At 61.6% G+C, this 17,871-nt stretch carries 16 protein-coding genes; 8 read left to right on the forward strand and 8 right to left on the reverse strand.

From position 1 onward, the window contains the following. Nucleotides 1-472: 472 nt before the first annotated feature. Nucleotides 473-3,697 carry a carbamoyl-phosphate synthase large subunit gene (carB, locus tag VZC39_RS12600; RefSeq protein ID WP_434662914.1) on the reverse strand — a complete coding sequence of 1,075 codons (3,225 nt, stop codon included), beginning with the start codon at nucleotides 3,695-3,697 and terminating at the stop codon, nucleotides 473-475. Between the two features lie 16 nt (nucleotides 3,698-3,713). Next, nucleotides 3,714-4,850 (reverse strand): glutamine-hydrolyzing carbamoyl-phosphate synthase small subunit, encoded by a 1,137-nt coding sequence (carA, locus tag VZC39_RS12605; protein WP_434662916.1) that lies wholly within the window; start codon nucleotides 4,848-4,850, stop codon nucleotides 3,714-3,716. Between the two features lie 343 nt (nucleotides 4,851-5,193). Between carA and VZC39_RS12610 the strand changes: the two genes are divergently transcribed. Next, entirely contained in the window at nucleotides 5,194-5,340 is a 147-nt protein-coding gene (locus VZC39_RS12610) for a hypothetical protein (protein WP_434662919.1), read from the forward strand. A gap of 158 nt (nucleotides 5,341-5,498) precedes the next feature. Here VZC39_RS12610 and dapB read toward each other — a convergent pair whose 3' ends face one another. Then, nucleotides 5,499-6,311, reverse strand: coding sequence for a 4-hydroxy-tetrahydrodipicolinate reductase (gene dapB, locus VZC39_RS12615; RefSeq protein ID WP_434662922.1), 813 nt, complete (start codon nucleotides 6,309-6,311; stop codon nucleotides 5,499-5,501). A 321-nt stretch (nucleotides 6,312-6,632) separates the two neighbouring features. Between dapB and VZC39_RS12620 the strand changes: the two genes are divergently transcribed. The 4 genes from VZC39_RS12620 to serA all read left to right on the forward strand — a co-directional run bounded on the left by VZC39_RS12620 (nucleotide 6,633) and on the right by serA (nucleotide 11,280). Beyond that, nucleotides 6,633-7,979 (forward strand): Na+/H+ antiporter NhaC family protein, encoded by a 1,347-nt coding sequence (locus tag VZC39_RS12620; protein WP_434662925.1) that lies wholly within the window; start codon nucleotides 6,633-6,635, stop codon nucleotides 7,977-7,979. 146 nt (nucleotides 7,980-8,125) lie between these two features. Further along, nucleotides 8,126-8,749: a 5-formyltetrahydrofolate cyclo-ligase gene (locus VZC39_RS12625; protein ID WP_434662927.1), complete on the forward strand. Its 624-nt coding sequence runs from the start codon at nucleotides 8,126-8,128 to the stop codon at nucleotides 8,747-8,749. A 181-nt stretch (nucleotides 8,750-8,930) separates the two neighbouring features. Continuing rightward, entirely contained in the window at nucleotides 8,931-9,584 is a 654-nt protein-coding gene (rpiA, locus tag VZC39_RS12630; protein ID WP_434662929.1) for a ribose-5-phosphate isomerase RpiA, read from the forward strand. A gap of 463 nt (nucleotides 9,585-10,047) precedes the next feature. After that, nucleotides 10,048-11,280: a phosphoglycerate dehydrogenase gene (gene serA, locus VZC39_RS12635; protein ID WP_434662931.1), complete on the forward strand. Its 1,233-nt coding sequence runs from the start codon at nucleotides 10,048-10,050 to the stop codon at nucleotides 11,278-11,280. A gap of 188 nt (nucleotides 11,281-11,468) precedes the next feature. Here serA and VZC39_RS12640 read toward each other — a convergent pair whose 3' ends face one another. Beyond that, a complete protein-coding gene (locus VZC39_RS12640; RefSeq protein WP_434662934.1) occupies nucleotides 11,469-11,849 on the reverse strand; it encodes a diacylglycerol kinase in 381 nt (126 codons plus the stop codon). 164 nt (nucleotides 11,850-12,013) lie between these two features. On the opposite strand from VZC39_RS12640, the gene VZC39_RS12645 reads away from it, so the two are divergent. After that, entirely contained in the window at nucleotides 12,014-13,078 is a 1,065-nt protein-coding gene (locus VZC39_RS12645) for a 3-deoxy-7-phosphoheptulonate synthase (RefSeq protein WP_434662936.1), read from the forward strand. A 150-nt stretch (nucleotides 13,079-13,228) separates the two neighbouring features. On the opposite strand, the gene VZC39_RS12650 is transcribed toward VZC39_RS12645, so the two are convergent. The 3 genes from VZC39_RS12650 to VZC39_RS12660 form a co-directional block, all read right to left on the reverse strand. Then, entirely contained in the window at nucleotides 13,229-14,014 is a 786-nt protein-coding gene (locus VZC39_RS12650; protein WP_434662938.1) for an ATP-binding cassette domain-containing protein, read from the reverse strand. Then, a complete protein-coding gene (btuC, locus tag VZC39_RS12655) occupies nucleotides 14,001-15,008 on the reverse strand; it encodes a vitamin B12 ABC transporter permease BtuC (RefSeq protein ID WP_434662940.1) in 1,008 nt (335 codons plus the stop codon). The genes VZC39_RS12650 and btuC overlap by 14 nt, the downstream gene beginning before the upstream one ends. Nucleotides 15,009-15,089: 81 nt before the next feature. After that, complete coding sequence (locus VZC39_RS12660) at nucleotides 15,090-15,839, reverse strand: substrate-binding periplasmic protein (protein WP_434662942.1); 750 nt, start codon at nucleotides 15,837-15,839, stop codon at nucleotides 15,090-15,092. Between the two features lie 113 nt (nucleotides 15,840-15,952). Here VZC39_RS12660 and VZC39_RS12665 point away from each other — a divergent pair, with 113 nt between their 5' ends. Both VZC39_RS12665 and tapW read left to right on the forward strand, forming a co-directional pair. Next, on the forward strand, nucleotides 15,953-16,309 hold the full coding sequence (locus VZC39_RS12665) for a DMT family protein (protein ID WP_349918382.1): 357 nt from the start codon (nucleotides 15,953-15,955) through the stop codon (nucleotides 16,307-16,309). 53 nt (nucleotides 16,310-16,362) lie between these two features. Next, nucleotides 16,363-17,502: a type IVa pilus ATPase TapW gene (gene tapW, locus VZC39_RS12670; RefSeq protein ID WP_434662944.1), complete on the forward strand. Its 1,140-nt coding sequence runs from the start codon at nucleotides 16,363-16,365 to the stop codon at nucleotides 17,500-17,502. Nucleotides 17,503-17,610: 108 nt separating this feature from the next. Here tapW and VZC39_RS12675 read toward each other — a convergent pair whose 3' ends face one another. After that, nucleotides 17,611-17,853, reverse strand: coding sequence for a FeoC-like transcriptional regulator (locus tag VZC39_RS12675; RefSeq protein WP_434662946.1), 243 nt, complete (start codon nucleotides 17,851-17,853; stop codon nucleotides 17,611-17,613). Nucleotides 17,854-17,871: the final 18 nt, after the last annotated feature.

Below are 17,871 nucleotides of genomic sequence, written 5' to 3' on the forward strand. Positions count from 1 at the left end.
GGCTGGGGCCATAAAGGGGTCACGGGAAGCGGCTGAGGGGCAGTGCAAGCAGGGGGAACGGGTTGGCGCGGTAACGCTGGCCCTGACAGGGGGTGGGACGATGACCCCACCACCGGTTTCCATGGGCCCCGCCTGATAAGGGGGAGCCGGCCAGCGTGGCTGGGTAAGCCGCTGACCCTGATCCTCTCGCACTGCCTATGCGTTGTCTTGCGACAGCGGCACCTGCAGACGCGGATGACCTTGGTGATGAGAAACCAGTATAGGGAAGCGGACGCGGTGAAAGATTGCGAAGATGGCGACTAAAGACTAAATATGCGCAACAACTCCTTAAAATATAACTATTTATGAGTTCATTTCACCTCAGCCAGCGCCGCTCTCTTCACACAGGATTGGGTAAACAAAAACCCCGCCATCGCTGGCGGGGTTTTGAGGAGTACAGGAGCCGAGGTCCCCGGCCCTTGCCATGGGTGCCTTAGCGGTTGTTCACCTTGTGGTGCAGCTCCTGCACCGAGTTCACATTGGCGGTGGCATCGACGCTGATGGCCATGCAGGTGGCGAAGGCCGCGTGCAGCGTGGTGGTGTAAGCCACCTTGTGCTGCAGGGCGCCGCGGCGCAGCTGCTTGGAATCCTCGATGGCCTGACGCCCCTCGGCGGTGTTGACGATGTAGGTGTACTCGCCATTCTTGATGCGATCCAGAATGTGCGGACGACCCTCGTGCACCTTGTTCACCAGACGCGGGTTGATGCTCGCCTCCCCCAGGGTCACGGCGGTGCCGTGGGTGGCATCGAGCTCATAGCCCAGTTCCAGCAACTTGGCCGCCAGGTTCACCACCCGCTCCTTGTCGCCGTGGCGCACGGAGAGCAGGGCGCGCCCTTCGCTCGGCACCTGATGACCGGCACCCAGCTGGGCCTTGGCATAGGCCTCGGCGAAGCTGCTGCCCACCCCCATGACCTCACCGGTGGAGCGCATCTCCGGCCCCAGCAGCGGATCCACACCCGGGAACTTGGCAAACGGCAGCACCACTTCCTTCACCGAGTAGTAGGGCGGGATGATTTCCTGGGTGAAGCCCTGCTCTTTCAGGCTCTGACCCGCCATCACCCGGGCGGCAATCTTGGCCAGCGGCGCACCGGTCGCCTTGGAGACGAAGGGCACGGTCCGGGCGGCGCGGGGATTCACCTCGATGAGGTAGATCTCGTTGTCCTTGACCGCAAACTGCACGTTCATCAGACCCACCACACCGAGTTCCAGCGCCAGTTTGCGAACCTGCTCGCGCATCTCGTCCTGGATGGCCTTGGACAGGGTGTAGGGCGGCAAGGAGCAGGCGGAGTCACCGGAGTGGATACCGGCCTGTTCAATGTGCTCCATGATGCCACCGATGACCACGTCGGTGCCGTCGCAGATGGCGTCCACGTCCACCTCGGTGGCGTCGTCCAGGAAGCGGTCCAGCAGTACCGGCGATTCGTTGGAGACGCTCACGGCCTCGGCGAAGTAGCGGCGCAGGTCCTGCTCGTCATAGACGATCTCCATGGCGCGGCCACCCAGCACGTAGGAGGGGCGAACCACCAGGGGGTAGGTGATGCGGGCCGCAACCTGCACCGCCTGCTCCAGCGCCGTGACGGTGCCGTTTTCCGGCTGCTTGAGCGCCAGACGCTCGACGGCGGACTGGAAGCGCTCGCGGTCTTCGGCGCGGTCGATGGCATCCGGGCTGGTGCCAATCACCGGCACACCGTTTGCCTCCAGGGCGCGGGCGAGTTTGAGCGGGGTCTGGCCGCCGTACTGCACGATGACGCCCTTGGGGTTTTCGACCCGCACGATTTCCAGCACGTCTTCCAGGGTCACCGGCTCGAAGTAGAGGCGATCAGAGGTGTCGTAGTCGGTGGAGACGGTTTCCGGGTTGCAGTTGACCATGATGGTCTCATAACCGTCTTCGCGCAGGGCCAGGGCCGCGTGCACACAGCAGTAGTCGAACTCGATGCCCTGACCGATGCGGTTCGGGCCGCCGCCGATGATCATGATCTTGTCGCGGTTGCTCGGCGCCGCCTCGCACTCCTCGTCATAGCTGGAGTACATGTAGGCGGTGTTGGTGGCGAACTCGGCGGCGCAGGTGTCGACCCGCTTGTAGACCGGGAAGATATTGTGACGGGCACGCAGCTTGCGCAGCTCACCCTCGGCCACGCCGAGGATCTTGGCCAGACGCGCGTCGGCGAAGCCCTTGCGCTTCAAGGTACGCAGGAAGTCGGCGTCCAGGCCAGCCATGCCACGCTCTTTGACCTGCTCTTCCAGCTTGATGAGCTCTTCAATCTGCACCAGGAACCAGGGGTCAATCTTGGTCAGCTTGAACACCCCTTCCATGGAGAGACCCGCGCGGAACGCATCGGCGATGTACCAGATCCGGTCACAACCCGCGTCTTGCAGCTCGTGACGGATGCGGGTCAGGGAGTCCGGTGCGTTCAAGTCCACCATGGGGTCGAAGCCGGTCTTGCCGGTTTCGAGGCTGCGCAGGGCCTTGTGCAGGGACTCCTGGAAGTTGCGGCCGATGGCCATCACTTCACCCACCGACTTCATCTGGGTGGTGAGACGGTCGTTGGCGCCGGTAAACTTCTCGAAGTTGAAGCGCGGCACCTTGGTGACCACGTAGTCGATGGCCGGCTCGAAGGAGGCCGGGGTGCGACCGCCGGTGATGTCGTTCATCAGCTCGTCCAGGGTGTAACCGATGGCAAGCTTGGCGGCGATCTTGGCGATGGGGAAACCGGTCGCCTTGGAGGCGAGCGCGGAGGAGCGCGACACCCGCGGGTTCATCTCGATGATGACCATGCGGCCATCTTTCGGGTTGATGCCGAACTGGACGTTGGAGCCACCGGTCTCGACACCGATCTCGCGCAGTACCGCCATGGAGGCGTTGCGCATGATCTGGTATTCCTTGTCGGTCAGCGTCTGGGCAGGCGCCACCGTGATGGAGTCACCGGTGTGGATGCCCATGGGGTCGAAGTTCTCGATGGCGCAGACGATGATGCAGTTGTCGTTGCGGTCCCGCACCACCTCCATCTCGTACTCTTTCCAGCCAATCAGCGACTCATCGATGAGCAGCTCCTTGGTGGGGGAGAGATCCAGGCCACGTTCACAGATCTCGACGAACTCTTCGGTGTTGTAGGCGATGCCGCCACCGGAACCACCCATGGTGAAGGAGGGACGGATGATGCAGGGGAAGCCCACCATCTGTTGCACGCCCCAGGCCTCTTCCATGTTGTGGGCGATGCCGGCGCGCGGGCACTCGAGGCCGATGCTGCGCATGGCCTTGTCAAAGCGGGAGCGATCCTCGGCCTTGTCGATGGCGTCCGCCGTGGCACCGATCATCTCGACACCGAACTCCGCCAGCACCCCGTGCTTCTCCAGCGCCAGGGCGCAGTTCAGCGCAGTCTGGCCACCCATGGTGGGCAGGATGGCGTCCGGGCGCTCTTTCTTGATGATCTCGCGTACCACTTCCCAGGTGATGGGCTCTATATAAGTGGCATCGGCCATCTCCGGGTCGGTCATGATGGTGGCCGGGTTGGAGTTCACCAGGATGACGCGGTATCCCTCCTCGCGCAGGGCCTTGCAGGCCTGGGCGCCGGAGTAGTCGAATTCGCAGGCCTGACCGATGACGATGGGGCCGGCGCCGAGGATCAGGATGCTCTGTAGGTCGTTACGTTTTGGCATGGCTTCTCTTTTCCTCTTAAGCGCGATACTGCTTGATCAATTCAATAAAGTGGTCAAAGAGACCGGCACAATCGTGGGGGCCCGGGCTTGCCTCCGGGTGACCCTGGAAGCTGAAGGCTGGGCGGTCGGTGCGATGGATGCCTTGCAGGGAGCCGTCGAACAGGGAGACGTGGGTCGCGCGCAGGCAATCCGGCAGGCTCTCCTCGTCCACCGCAAAACCGTGGTTCTGGGCGGTGATCATGACGGTGTTGTCATCGAGGCTCTTCACCGGGTGGTTGGCACCGTGATGACCGAACTTCATCTTCAGGGTCTTGGCACCGGAGGCCAGCCCCAGCAACTGGTGACCGAGGCAGATGCCGAACACCGGGGTGTTGGTATTGAGGAAGTCCTTGATGGCCTCGATGGCATAGTCGCACGGCTCGGGGTCACCGGGACCGTTGGAGAGGAAGATGCCATCGGGGTTCAGTGCCAGCACCTCGGCGGCCGGGGTCTTGGCCGGCACCACGGTCAGACGGCAGCCACGGTCCACCAGCATGCGCAGGATGTTGCGCTTGACGCCAAAGTCATAGGCCACCACGTGGTACTTGAGCTCATCGGCAGCCGGGGTGACATGGCCCTTGCCGAGCTGCCAGCTCCCTTCGGTCCAGCTGTAGGACTCGCTGACGGTCACTTCTTTTGCCAGATCCATCCCCTTCAAACCGGGGAAGGCGCGGGCCTGTTCGAGTGCATACGCCTCATCCACCTGTTTGCCCGCCAGGATGCAACCGGCCTGGGCGCCTTTCTCGCGCAGGATGCGGGTCAGTTTGCGGGTGTCGATGTCGGCGATGCCAACGATGTTTTGAGACTTGAGGTAATCGGAGAGGGATTGCTGATTGCGGAAATTGGAGGCAAGTATCGGAAGGTCCCGGATGATCAATCCTTGTGCGTGGATTTGACTGGACTCTTCATCTTCGTTGTTGGTGCCGGTGTTGCCTATATGGGGGTAAGTGAGGGTGACTATCTGACGGGAGTAAGAGGGATCGGTGAGGATTTCCTGATAGCCCGTCATCGACGTATTGAAAACCACTTCACCAACGGAACATCCCTCGGCGCCTATCGACACGCCTTTGAACACAGTTCCATCTTCCAGCACTAGCAATGCAGTGTGATTCAAGACAACCTCCAGTTATTTAGCTTTAAACTCAGCAATTTACCTGGGTGTTGCGGGTCTTTACGCTGTTTGAAACAGGGCTCTGACCCGGCAGATTTCTGGCAAATTGGGCGCATTCTACTTAAAAACGATCGCATTTCAACGTCTTTTCTCACCTGAAACGCATCTAAATTCAATAAAAAAGCAATATTACCCATTATCTATGCACTAACCCGCTTTGCAACCCCCTCCCCCAAAAGAAAATCAAAAAGCTGACGCAAAAGGCAGGAAGAAAGCCATCACTCATACACAAATTGATATTTATTTCATTAATTACAGATAGTTATGATTTCACAAAAAAACAAACATGAGCCAATCAATGCCATTTTATGATAAAAAACTTTCAATCAACAAAGAAAAACGTTTTTATGTGATTGAATTTTTAGTCTCTTTGATGACGGTTAAGAAAACGGGGCAAGCGGGATCATTGAGGCTCATTCCCGTTACCCTTTGATGACATTTTCGCAATGCAGAGCGGGAAGGTTTCGGGGAGGCGTTGATTTTATGGCAGTTCAGACAAAAAATGATGACTAAGCCTTGTTTAGGCAACTAATGTAAAAAACCCCGGCGTACCGGGGTTTCTCTTCTGACGGATGGCAAGTCTGGACAGCCTTATTTCAGATTGAGGACATCCTGCATGTCGTAGAGACCGGCGCCCTGATCTTTCAGCCACTTGCCTGCCCGCACGGCACCATTGGCGAAGGTCAGGCGGCTGGACGCCTTGTGGCTGATCTCCACCCGCTCACCGATGTCGGCAAACATGACGGTGTGCTCCCCCACCAGATCGCCGGCACGTATGGTGGCAAAGCCGATGGTGTTGCGATCCCGCTCACCGGTGATCCCCTCGCGACCGTAGACGGCGCACTCTTTCAAGTCACGTCCGAGCGTCCTGGCCACCACCTCCCCCATGGAGATCGCGGTGCCTGACGGCGCATCCACCTTGTGTCTGTGGTGCCCCTCGATGATCTCGATGTCGGTGTAATCCCCCATCACCTTGGCGGCCTGCTCCAGCAGCTTGAACACCAGGTTGACCCCCACCGAGTAGTTGGAGGCGAAGACGATGCCTATCTGGCTGGCGGCCTGGTGCAAGGCGGCCTTGCCCGCCTCATCAAAGCCGGTGGTGCCGATCACCATCTGTTTGCCGTGGGCCTTGGCGAACGCCAGGTTGGCCAGGGTCACCTCGGGGCGGGTGAAGTCGATGATGAGATCGAACTCATCACGTACCTTGTCCAGGCTGTCGCTGATCAGCACGCCCAGTTTGCCAAGGCCGTTCAACTCGCCGGCATCCAGACCTATCATGGCAGAGCCCGGTCGCTCCAGCGCCGCTCCGACCACCACGCCCTCGGCATTGGTAATGGCCTCCAGCAGCACCTTGCCCATACGACCATTACAGCCCATCACGGCCACACGGATCGGATTGTCCATCTCCACCCTCTCATCTGTTTTTATGGAAAGATGACCGTTTTACCAGCCTGCGTCCGCTTTGAAAAGCTCGCCGTGGACGCCAGTCAACACCCGACATAAAAACAACAAACAAAACAAATCACCGAATTTTAAGTGGAATTAATCACCCAATCGAAATCACCAGATAGAAAAAATTATCCATCTGGACGTCTATCTTGACCCCGCCTCCCGCTCCCACTACTGTAGGCCCCCCATAGCGGCAGGATGCCCACCCTGTGCCCGACATGCTTCGGACTCACGCAGGCCGCGACAGGAGGTCATTGTTCAAGTTTCGAGGAACACATGATCCAGACCCAACCCAGTGCCCGGGCCTTGCTGCCCCTGCTGGTCTTTCTTGCTCTCTTCATCGGTACCGGCACCTGGCTGACCCTGCAGGGGGTCGAGTTTGCCTTCTATCAGCTGCCCGCCCCCGTCGCCGCCCTGCCCGCCGTCATGCTGGCGCTGATGCTGGGTCGGGAGGGGTTCAACAAAAACCTCGAGACCTTCTTCAAGGGGGTCGGTGACAGCAACATCATGGCCATGTGCCTCATCTATCTGCTGGCGGGCGCCTTCGCCACCGTGGCCAAGGCCACCGGCGGGGTCGATGCCACGGTCGCGCTCGGCCTCTCCCTCATCCCGGGCTGGTGTCTGCTGCCGGGCCTCTTCCTTATCTCTGCCTTTATTGCCACCGCCATGGGCACCTCCATGGGCACCATAGGCGCCGTGGCGCCGGTGGCCCTCGGCGTGGCCCATGCCACCGGCATCAGCCCGGTGCTGATGGCGGGCACTATACTCTCCGGCGCCATGTTCGGGGACAACCTCTCCATCATCTCCGACACCACCATAGCCGCGACCCGCAGCCAGGGCTGCGAGATGAAGGACAAGTTCCGCGAGAACGTCAAGATTGCCGCCCCCGCCGCCGTGCTGGTGATCCTGCTCTATCTGCTGCTGGGTTCCACCGGGGATGTCCCCGCCTCCGCCGCCAGCGCCGATCTGCTCAAGGTGATGCCCTATCTGCTGATCCTGGGGCTGGCACTGGCCGGGGTGAATGTGTTCGTGGTGCTGGGAATTGGCATCCTGGCCGCCGGCGGCGTGGGTCTAGTAGGGGGTTACCCCATCGGCCAGTTCAGCAAGGACATCTATCAGGGCTTCACCAGCATGCAGGAGATCTTCCTGCTCTCCATGCTCATCGGCGGCCTCGGTGCCCTGATGGAGCGCCAGGGGGGCCTTGCCTGGATCAGCGCCCGCATCGCCGCCCTCATCGCCCGCTTCACCCGGGCCCATGAGGGGGAGCAGAACGAGAAGGCGGCCGAGCTTGGCATCGCCGGGGTGGTAGGTCTCACCAACCTGTGCACCGCCAACAACACGGTGGCCATCATCGTCGCCAGCAAGGTGGCACGGGATCTGGCCGAGCAACACGGGGTCACCCCGCGCCGCGCCGCCTCCATGCTGGATATCTTCTCCTGCGTGGTGCAGGGGCTGATCCCCTGGGGTGCCCAGGCCCTGCTGCTCGGCTCCATCTTCGCCCTGTCGCCGCTCGCGGTTGTGAGCATGAGCTTCTACCCGATGGCCCTGGCGCTGGCGGCCATCGTTGCAGTGTTTATCAAGCACCAGACCCAGGGCGCTGCCGGCAACCGCCAGGTCGCCTGAGCCCCCTCTGCGTGAAGGGCCAGACCTTTGGCTGCGCCCTTCACCAATCCTGACCCGCGGGTCGGGACGCTTTTCATCCCGCCATGCCCTTGTTAAGGTAATCTCGGCCTTCTGCCCACCCTCTTCATCATCCTCAAGGAGCCCCCATGCCGGATCGTCAGCCTGAACACCCCGATGCACGTCATTCCCTGCGCCAGCTCATCCGCCAGCGCAGAAAGAGCCTGAGTCAGGACGAGCAGCAGGCGGCGGCAGAGCAACTGGTGGTCGGCTTCAAGGAGCACCCCGGGATCCTGGCAGCCAGGCGTATCGCTCTCTACCTGGCCAACGACGGGGAGCTCAATCCCCTGCCCGCCATTCACTGGCTCTGGGGCCAGCAAAAAGAGGTTTACCTGCCGGTGCTGCACCCCTTCACCCCGGGGCATCTACTGTTCCAGCGCTACACCGCCACCAGCCCCATGATCCGAAACCGCTTCGGCATCCCCGAGCCCGAGCTCGACATGTCGCAGGTGGTGCCCCACAGCATGCTGGACATCATCTGCACCCCCTTGGTGGCCTTCGATGCCACAGGCAACCGGCTCGGCATGGGAGGGGGGTATTACGATCGCACCCTCGCCAGCTGGCATGAACACAGGCTTGGCCCCCTGCCACTCGGCCTCGCCCACGACTGCCAGCAGGTAGACAGCGTGCCGCAGGAGCAGTGGGACGTGCCCCTGCCGCAGATCCTCACCCCGGCCCGCCTATGGCACTTCTCCCAATCCCATCCAGCCTGACAGTCAACTACGCTGCCAACGGATTGAATGACGACATGTTTGACTGCCACCAGGCCTCATGACCAATAAACAGGCAAACGATTTACATCTTGGGGCTTTTTGGGCCAAAACATGCGCCCTGCGGTCGCTCTCGAGGGATTGCTTGGATATAATGCCGCCGCTTTTTCCATAAGGATCCATCATGACTCAAGATGAAATGAAGAAGGCGGCCGGTTGGGCTGCGCTCAAATACGTGGTTCCCGGCACCATCGTCGGGGTCGGCACCGGCTCTACCGTCAATCACTTCATCGACGCACTGGCGACCATGAAGGATGAGATCAAGGGCGCGGTCTCCAGCTCCGTCGCCTCCACCGAGCGCCTCAAGGGCTTCGGTATCCCCGTGTTTGATCTCAACGAGATCGATGCCCTCTCCGTCTACGTGGATGGCGCCGACGAGATCAACGCCAGCCGCGACATGATCAAGGGCGGTGGCGCTGCCCTCACCCGCGAGAAGATCGTCGCCGCCGTGGCCGACAAGTTCATCTGCATCATCGACAACACCAAGACGGTCCCGGTGCTCGGCACCTTCCCGCTGCCGGTGGAAGTGATCCCCATGGCCCGCGAATACGTGGCCCGCGAGATCAAGAAGCTCGGCGGCAACCCGGTGTGGCGTGAAGGAGTGGTGACCGACAACGGCAACCACATCCTCGACGTCAAGGGCATGGCCATCACCGATGCCAAGGGGCTGGAAGTGCAGCTCAACGCCATCGTCGGCGTGGTCACCAATGGTCTGTTCGCCCACCGTGGTGCAGACGTCGTGCTGATCGGCACTCCCGATGGGGTTGTTACCCAATAAGGCATCTGACATGGTCGGCGTGGTCACCCAGGATCCATGTTCCGCCCACCGTGGTGCAGACGTCGTGCTGATCGGCACTCCCGATGGGGTCGTTACCCAATAAGGCATCTGCCATGGTCGGCGTGGTCACCCAGGATCCATGTTCCGCCCACCGCGGTGCAGACGTCGTGCTGATCCGCACTCCCGATGGCGTGGTCACCAACCAAGCCTCCCTGCCAACGGTGAGCGGCCCGTCCAGGGCCCCTCTGCCGTGAAAACAGCAACGGCGCCTCCTCGGGAGCCGTTGCTGTTTCTGGCTCAACAAACGACATAGTCTCAGCTACAACTATCGTTGAAAACTTCAAAGAATTTGACTTTCGTCACAAATATTCCCTCTCCTCGCTGTTTTTGCTAATTTACGGTTTTCTTCACATCGCATACCTGCACCGTTTTTCGCACACATATATAAAACAGAGGGATCGTCATGACAGCCAAGTATTCGCTGGACAAGGATAAAATCAAGGTGTTGCTGCTGGAGGGAGTCCATCCCAACACGGTGGAAACCTTCCGGGCTGCCGGTTATAGCAACGTGGAGTACCTCAAGACCTCGTTGTCGGAAGAGGATCTGATCGAGCGCATTCGCGACGTGCATTTCGTGGGCCTGCGCTCACGCACCCAGCTCACCGAGAAGGTGCTGGATGCCGCCAACAAGCTGGTGGCCATCGGCTGCTTCTGCATCGGCACCAACCAGGTCGCCCTCGACGCCGCCCATGTGCGCGGCATTCCGGTGTTCAACGCCCCCTTCTCCAATACCCGCTCCGTCGCCGAGCTGGTGCTGGGGGAGATCCTGCTGCTGCTGCGCGGCATTCCCGAGAAGAATGCCAAGTGCCATCGCGGCGTCTGGGAGAAGCTCGCCAACCGCTCCGTCGAAGCCCGTGGCAAGAAGCTCGGCATCATCGGCTACGGCCACATCGGCACCCAGCTTGGCATCATCGCCGAGATGATCGGCATGAAGGTCTACTACTACGACATCGAGAACAAACTCTCCCTTGGCAACGCCATCCAGGTGCCGAACCTGGTGGAACTGCTCAACATGTCTGACGTCATCAGCCTGCACGTGCCGGAAACCGCCTCCACCAAGAATCTCATCGGTGCCGAGCAGCTGCGCATGATGAAACCGGGCGCCGTCTTCATCAACGCCTCCCGCGGTACTGTCGTGGACATCGAGGCCCTGGCGGAAGCCATCAAGAGCGGCCACCTCAGTGGCGCCGCCATCGACGTCTTCCCCGTCGAACCCAAGTCCAACGACGAGGAGTTCCTGACGCCGCTGCGCGGTCTGGACAATGTCATCCTGACCCCCCACATCGGCGGCTCCACCCAGGAGGCGCAGGAGAACATCGGGCTGGAAGTGGCGAACAAGCTGGTGAAATACTCCGACAACGGCTCCACCCTCTCCGCCGTCAACTTCCCGGAGGTCTCCCTGCCCGGTCACAAGGGCTCCAGCCGCCTGCTGCACATCCACCGCAACCAGCCCGGCGTCATGAACCAGATCAACCAGATCTTCGCCGACGAAGGGATCAACATCGCCGGTCAATACCTGCAGACCAGCAGCGAGATTGGCTATGTGGTGATCGACGTGGAGACGGAGCACAGCGAGAAGGCACTGACCAAGCTCAAGGAGATCGGCGGCACCATCCGTGCCCGGATCCTGCACTGATGCCTTGCTCCCTTTCCCAAAGCAAAAAAGCCCGTCTGATGACGGGCTTTTTTATGCCACAGATCCCCTGTTCGCGCTCTGCTCCCCTCGCGGGAGAAGGGTTGGGGATGAGGGGAAAAAGGGACGCCCCTCACCCTGCTCTATTCCTGGCGTGAGAGGTGAAAACGTAATAGAAAATCGGGCCTTAACTACCACCAGCCGAGCAGGTTGCGGCCAATCAGGGCGCCCCAGACCAGAGCGTTGAGGGCCAGCGCGATAAAGACGGCGGCGGAGCCGAGATCCTTGGCTCGGCCGGAGAGTTCGTGATGCTCGGAGCCGATGCGGTCCACCACCGCTTCAATGGCGGAGTTGAGCACCTCGACGATCACCACCAGCCAGCTGATGACGATGAGCAGCAGCACCTGATTGAGGGAGTCCCCGAGCCAGCAGGCCAGCGGCATCAACAGCAGCACCAGCACCAGCTCCTGACGGAAGGCGGCCTCGTTGATCCAGGCTGATTTGAGCCCCTTCATGCTGTAACCGGTTGCGTTGATGATACGGGTTAACCCGGTCGCGCCTGGCTTTGCCACGATAACTACCTCATTGAAATGGCTTTTGGGCTCACATCCTAGCAGAGGCGCGATGGTTTCCATCAGGGGGTTTTTGCTTTATTTTATCCCTCTGCCTTTTCGGCACTGCATTTATCAGGGCCTGCCCATGGCGGTCCACACCACCTATTCGAGAATTGAGTCGTATGTCCATTCACACCGATGAATTGCGCACCCGCCGCCTGGAGTCCCTGATCACTCCGAGCGAACTCGCGCACGCCTTCCCCATCAACGACCAGATCGCCCAGAACCTGCTGGACGCCCGCCGGGAGGTGGAAGCCATTCTCGCCGGTGAGGATCAGCGCCTGCTGGTCATCGTCGGCCCCTGCTCCATCCACGATCCCGTCGCCGCTCACGAATATGCCCAGCGCCTCAACGCCTTGCGCGAGCAGTACCAGCAGAGCCTGTGCATCGTCATGCGCACCTATTTCGAGAAGCCGCGCACCATCGTCGGCTGGAAGGGGCTCATCAACGATCCGCGCCTGGATGGCAGCTTCGACGTCAACGAGGGGCTGAAACTCGCTCGCAAACTGCTGGTGGACATCAACGCCCTCGGCATGCCCACCGCCACCGAGTTCCTCGACATGGTGACCGGCCAGTACATCAGCGACCTCATCACCTGGGGCGCCATCGGTGCGCGCACCACAGAATCCCAGGTTCACCGCGAGATGGCCTCCGCCCTCTCCTGCCCGGTCGGCTTCAAGAACGGCACCGACGGCAACACCCGCATCGCCATCGATGCGGTGCGCGCCGCCCGCCACAGCCACATCTTCTACTCCCCGGACAAGGACGGCAAGATGACCATCTACCGCACCGCCGGCAACCCCTTCGGTCACGTGATCCTGCGCGGCGGCCATCGGCCGAACTACGACACCGCCAGTGTCGATGAGGCATGCGAGGCGCTGGCCGACGTGGGCCTGCCCGAGCGGCTGGTGGTGGATTTCAGCCACGGCAACAGCATGAAGGATCACCGCCGCCAGCTGCTGGTGGCCCAGGACATCTGCGATCAGTTGCGCCGCGGCCGTACCGGCATCGCCGGCATCATGGCCGAGAGCTTCCTGGTGGAAGGGCGTCAGGACGTGGAGAACGGCTGCGCCGCCACCTTCGGCCAGAGCATCACCGATGCCTGCCTGTCGTGGAACGATACCGAGACCCTGCTGGCCATGCTGGCCGAGGCCGCCCAGGTACGGCTGGACAAGCAAGCGGGCTAACTCGCCGAAACACGCCATGCAAAGGGCCAGACACCGCAGGTGTCTGGCCCTTTCGTCTTGTGGCGAGTGATCAACAGGAGCGCTCATTCGGCCAACGTAACGGCGCCCTTTTCCCGCTTATTTAAAGAAAGGGGATAAGGGGCGAGGTGTTTACAGGCTCGGTCTGAACCAGACCCGGCCATCTGCCTCGATGCGATCCGTCTTTATCTGGAACACCCGTGCCAGCAGTGCTTCATCGATAATATCGACGCCCCCCTCGGCCACCAGCGCCCCCTGTTGCAGGCAGAGGATCCGATCCGCCCAGTCGATGGCCAGGTTGATGTCATGAATGGCGATCACCACCAGCAGCCCCTGCCGGGAGAGGCGCTGGAGCAGCCGCAACAGGGCCAGCTGGTGATGCAGATCCAGTCCCGCCAGGGGTTCGTCCAGCAACAGCACCCTGCCTGCCGGGTTGAGCCCGGGCCAGATCTGCAGCAGGGTACGGGCGATCAGCACCCGCTGTTGCTCACCGCCGGAGAGGCGGCTGAAATCCCGTGCCAGCAGGGCATCGAGTTCGAGTTCGCGGCACAGGGCGAGCACCGCCTGATTGCGGGCATCGGGCTCGGTCGCCTCATCCAGCCCCAGGCTCAGCACCTGAAACACCGGAATATGAAACAGCTGGGGTTGACGCTGTGGCAGCATGGCGCGCTGCCTGGCAAGCTCTGGCCAGCTCATGTCCAATATGGACTGCCCATCCAGCAGCACATTCCCCTGCGAAGGCAGGAGCCCGGCCAGGGCGCCGAGCAGGGTCGACTTGCCGCTGCCATTGGGGCCGAGCAGGGCCACCAGTTGCCCCCCCTGCCACGCCAGATCCAGCGGGGCCAGCCGCGTGGGAATGGCCACGGCGCGGGCCGCCAGCACGGGTGAGAACGCAGCGGAAACGTTAACGGGCGACATCGGCATCTTGCCTCAACAGCAGGTAGATAAAGAGCGGCGCCCCCACCGAGGCGGTGATGACCCCGATGGGCAGCTCGCCGGCATCGAGAGCGGAGCGGGCGATGAGATCGGCCCCGAGCAGCAGGGCCCCGCCACCGAGGGCCGAGGCTGGCAGCAGAAAGCGCTGATCACTGCCACCACACAGGCGCAGCAGATGGGGCACCACCAGGCCGACGAAACCGATGACCCCGCACAGGGCCACCGCGAGGCCGGTGAGCAGGCAGACCACCAGCACCAGTTGCACCCGCACCCTGTCCACGTCCAGCCCCATCAGGCGAGCCTGGGTCTCCCCCAGCAGCAACTGTTGCAAGGCCCGCCCCTGCAGGCAGAGCCAGCCGAGGGTCAGCGGCAGCACCAGCCACCACCAGCCGAGCTGCTGGCTGCCATAGGAGAGACTGCCCATCATCCAGAACATGAATTCCCGCAAGGAGGCGTCATCGGCGAAATACATCAGCCAGGTCATGGCGGCATTGGTGAGGATCCCGATGGCGACCCCGAACAGCAGCAAGCGGGTGTGGCCGAGGCGGGCGCAGCGGGCCAGCCGGATCAGCATCATGGTCACCAGCAGGGCGCCACCGAAGGCGGCAAGGGACAAGCCCCAGCCCGGCAGATAGACCCCGAGGGCGCGGGCCACCGCCATGGCTATCATGGCGGCAAGCCCTGCCCCGCTCGAGACGCCGAGCAGGCCGGGCTCCGCCACCGGGTTGTGCAGCATCACCTGCAGCACGGCACCGCCACAGGCGAGCGCCGCCCCCGCCAGCAGGGCCAGCAGGGCGCGCGGCAGGCGCAGGTCCAGCAGGATGCGCTGCTCCAGATCGCTCATGGGGTGCCAGGGCAGCAGCACAAACTCCCCCCAGGCGAGGGAGAACACAAACAGCAGCAAGGTGAGCAGCAGCAGGGCAAGCAGCCAATAACGCTGCCAGCGCTGCTGGCGATGGATGAGAGCGAGATACAAGCGGGATCCCCGATGAGAGAGATGCGACCCAAAGCGGGCCGCCAGCAAGGGTGCATGATACCAGCGCCTGACCACCCGAGGTCAAGGGTGGTAAGGCTTGGCCAGGGTCTCTATCTCGCCGCTGGCCACCATCTCCTTGAGGGCCTTCACCAGGGCCGGAGCCAGATCATGATGGGGTGAGCGCTTGCTGATCCCGAGGTAGAGCACCACCGGGGATGGCGGCTGATAGTCCGCCTTGAGGAGGGCGCCGGCGTTGCGCTTGCTCAGGGCGTAATCCACCTGGCAGTCGGTGCCTATCATCAGCGGCAGGTGGCCACGTTCCACCATGCGTTGCAACTGGGATTCGGTCGGTACGCCGTGCTTGTCGATCCAGGGGTCATCATCGAAGGGATCAAAGTAGGCAGAATTGAGGACATAGCCCACCTCGCGTCCACGCAGATCCTCGTACTGCCGGATGCCGAGCACGGCCCCGGCCTTGCCGTAGAAGGCGGGGCGGCACTGATAGTAGGCCGGTTGCAGGTAATCGATGAAGGCGGCCCGCTCTGGGGTGTGGGCCAGCCCTATCATCAGGTCCGTCTGGCCGGTCTGCATCTGCTTGAGGGCGCGCCCCCAGGGCACCCGCTTGAGCGTGAGGCTGACACCGCTGCGGGCCTGCAGCCGGCGCAGGATATCGATATCCAGCCCATAAAAGTGCCCATCCTGCGCCAGCATGCGAAACGGGGGCCACACATCCGTCGCCACCGTCAGGGTCGGCGCACCGCTGGCCGCCATGGCCACAGGCGCCATGCAGGCAAACAGCAGACCAAGCACTCCCCAGCTTGTCTTGCCCATCCATCTCAGCCTTCTGTTGTCTTCATCCTTGTGCGCTAAAAATACCCGCAAGCCCCACTTATGGAAACCCATGGAGTCGAGATAAAATGCGCTTGATTTCAAAGGAGAACCTAATGAACCCTATCATCACCAGCATAGGCCTGCTCATCTGCAGCAACGTCTTCATGACCTTCGCCTGGTATGCCCATCTCAAGAGCATGAACCACAAGCCCTGGATCATCGCCGCGCTGGTCAGCTGGGGCATCGCCCTGTTCGAGTATCTGTTGCAGGTGCCTGCCAACCGCATCGGCCACACCGTGTTGTCGGTCGGTCAGCTCAAGATCCTGCAGGAGGTGATCACCCTCACCGTGTTCGTTCCCTTCTCCATCTTCTATCTGAAAGAAGACCTGAAATGGGACTACCTCTGGGCCGGCCTCTGCATCCTCGGCGCGGTATTTTTTGTGTTTCGCGAGAAACTCACCGGCATCTGAGCCTGTACACTCAACCACAGTCCCCACCGCATCCCTTTGAGCAAGAGGCCCCCATGGAATTGCGAGACATGTTACAAACGCTGGCCAAGCAGGATGGCTCCGACCTCTATCTCTCCACCGGCGCTCCCCCGTGCGCCAAGTTCAACGGCGCCCTGCGCCCCTTGAGCGAGACCCCCCTCGGGCCCGGAGACGTGGCAAAGATTGCCGACGACATCATGGATGCGGAGCAAAAGCAGCAGTTCGAGAAGGAGCTGGAGATGAACCTCGCCATCTCCCTGCCCCAGGTCGGCCGCTTTCGCATCAACATCTTCAAGCAGCGCAACGAAGTCTCGCTGGTGGCGCGCAACATCAAGACCGAGATCCCCCGCTTCGAGGATCTCAAGCTCCCTCCCGTGCTGCTCGACACCATCATGGAGAAGCGCGGCCTGGTGCTGTTCGTCGGCGGCACGGGCTCGGGCAAGTCGACCTCGCTGGCGGCCCTCATCGACCATCGCAACCGCAACCACAGCGGCCACATCATCACCATCGAGGATCCGGTGGAGTTCGTCCATCGCCACCGCAAGAGCATCATCAACCAGCGGGAGGTGGGCGTGGACACCCGCAGCTTCCACGCCGCCCTGAAGAACACCCTGCGCCAGGCGCCGGATGTCATCCTCATCGGGGAAATTCGTGACCGCGAGACCATGGAGCATGCCCTCGCCTTCTCCGAGACCGGGCACCTGGCCATCTCCACCCTGCACGCCAACAACGCCAACCAGGCGCTGGATCGCATCATCAACTTCTTCCCCGAGGAGCGCAGGGCCCAGTTGCTCAACGATCTGGGCAACAACCTGCAGGCGTTCGTCTCCCAGCGGCTGGTGAAGACGCTGGATGGCGGACGGCGGGCGGCGGTGGAGATCATGCTCGGCACCCATACCATTCGGGATCTCATCAAGCGCGGCGAGTTTGCCAGCCTCAAGGAGATCATGGAGAAATCCCGGGCCCTTGGCATGGTCACCTTCGACACCGCCCTGTTCGATCTGGTGGTGGAAGGGGCCATCGATGAAGAGGAGGCGGTGAAGAACGCCGACTCCGCCAACAACCTGCGACTCAAGATCAAGTTGTGGCGGGAGAAGGGGCAGATCCTCGGCAGCGCCGATGCCAGCAGCTGGAGCCTGGAACCCACCAAGGACGGGCAGCAGGATCTCTTGTAACCCATGCCGCTGGCAGATGAAGGGATCTGAAGAATATAAAAAGGGAACCGACATGGTTCCCTTTTTCGTGTTCAGGCAGTGATAAACAGGGTGGCGAGACTGGCCTCGTCAGCTCTTTTGCACCAGGCCTATCTGGCCCGGCTCACACCACTCGAACATCACCTCCTGGTGCTTGCCGCAGCAGCTGCCGCCGCAGACCCGGCTCTCGCGCTTGGCGACACGGCCCTTGCGCATCCAGACCCCCAGCATGGCTTCTACCGCATCTTCCGAGGTGTGAAAGTGGCGGGCCAGCTCTGCCCGGCTCACCTTCTGCTGGGCTGCCAGGTAATCACCCAGTTCGCGCAGGATCATGACTGGTTCTCCTCTTGA

Source organism: Aeromonas sp. NJAU223, assembly GCF_051125555.1.
Taxonomy (GTDB): Bacteria; Pseudomonadota; Gammaproteobacteria; order Enterobacterales; family Aeromonadaceae; genus Aeromonas; species Aeromonas veronii_G.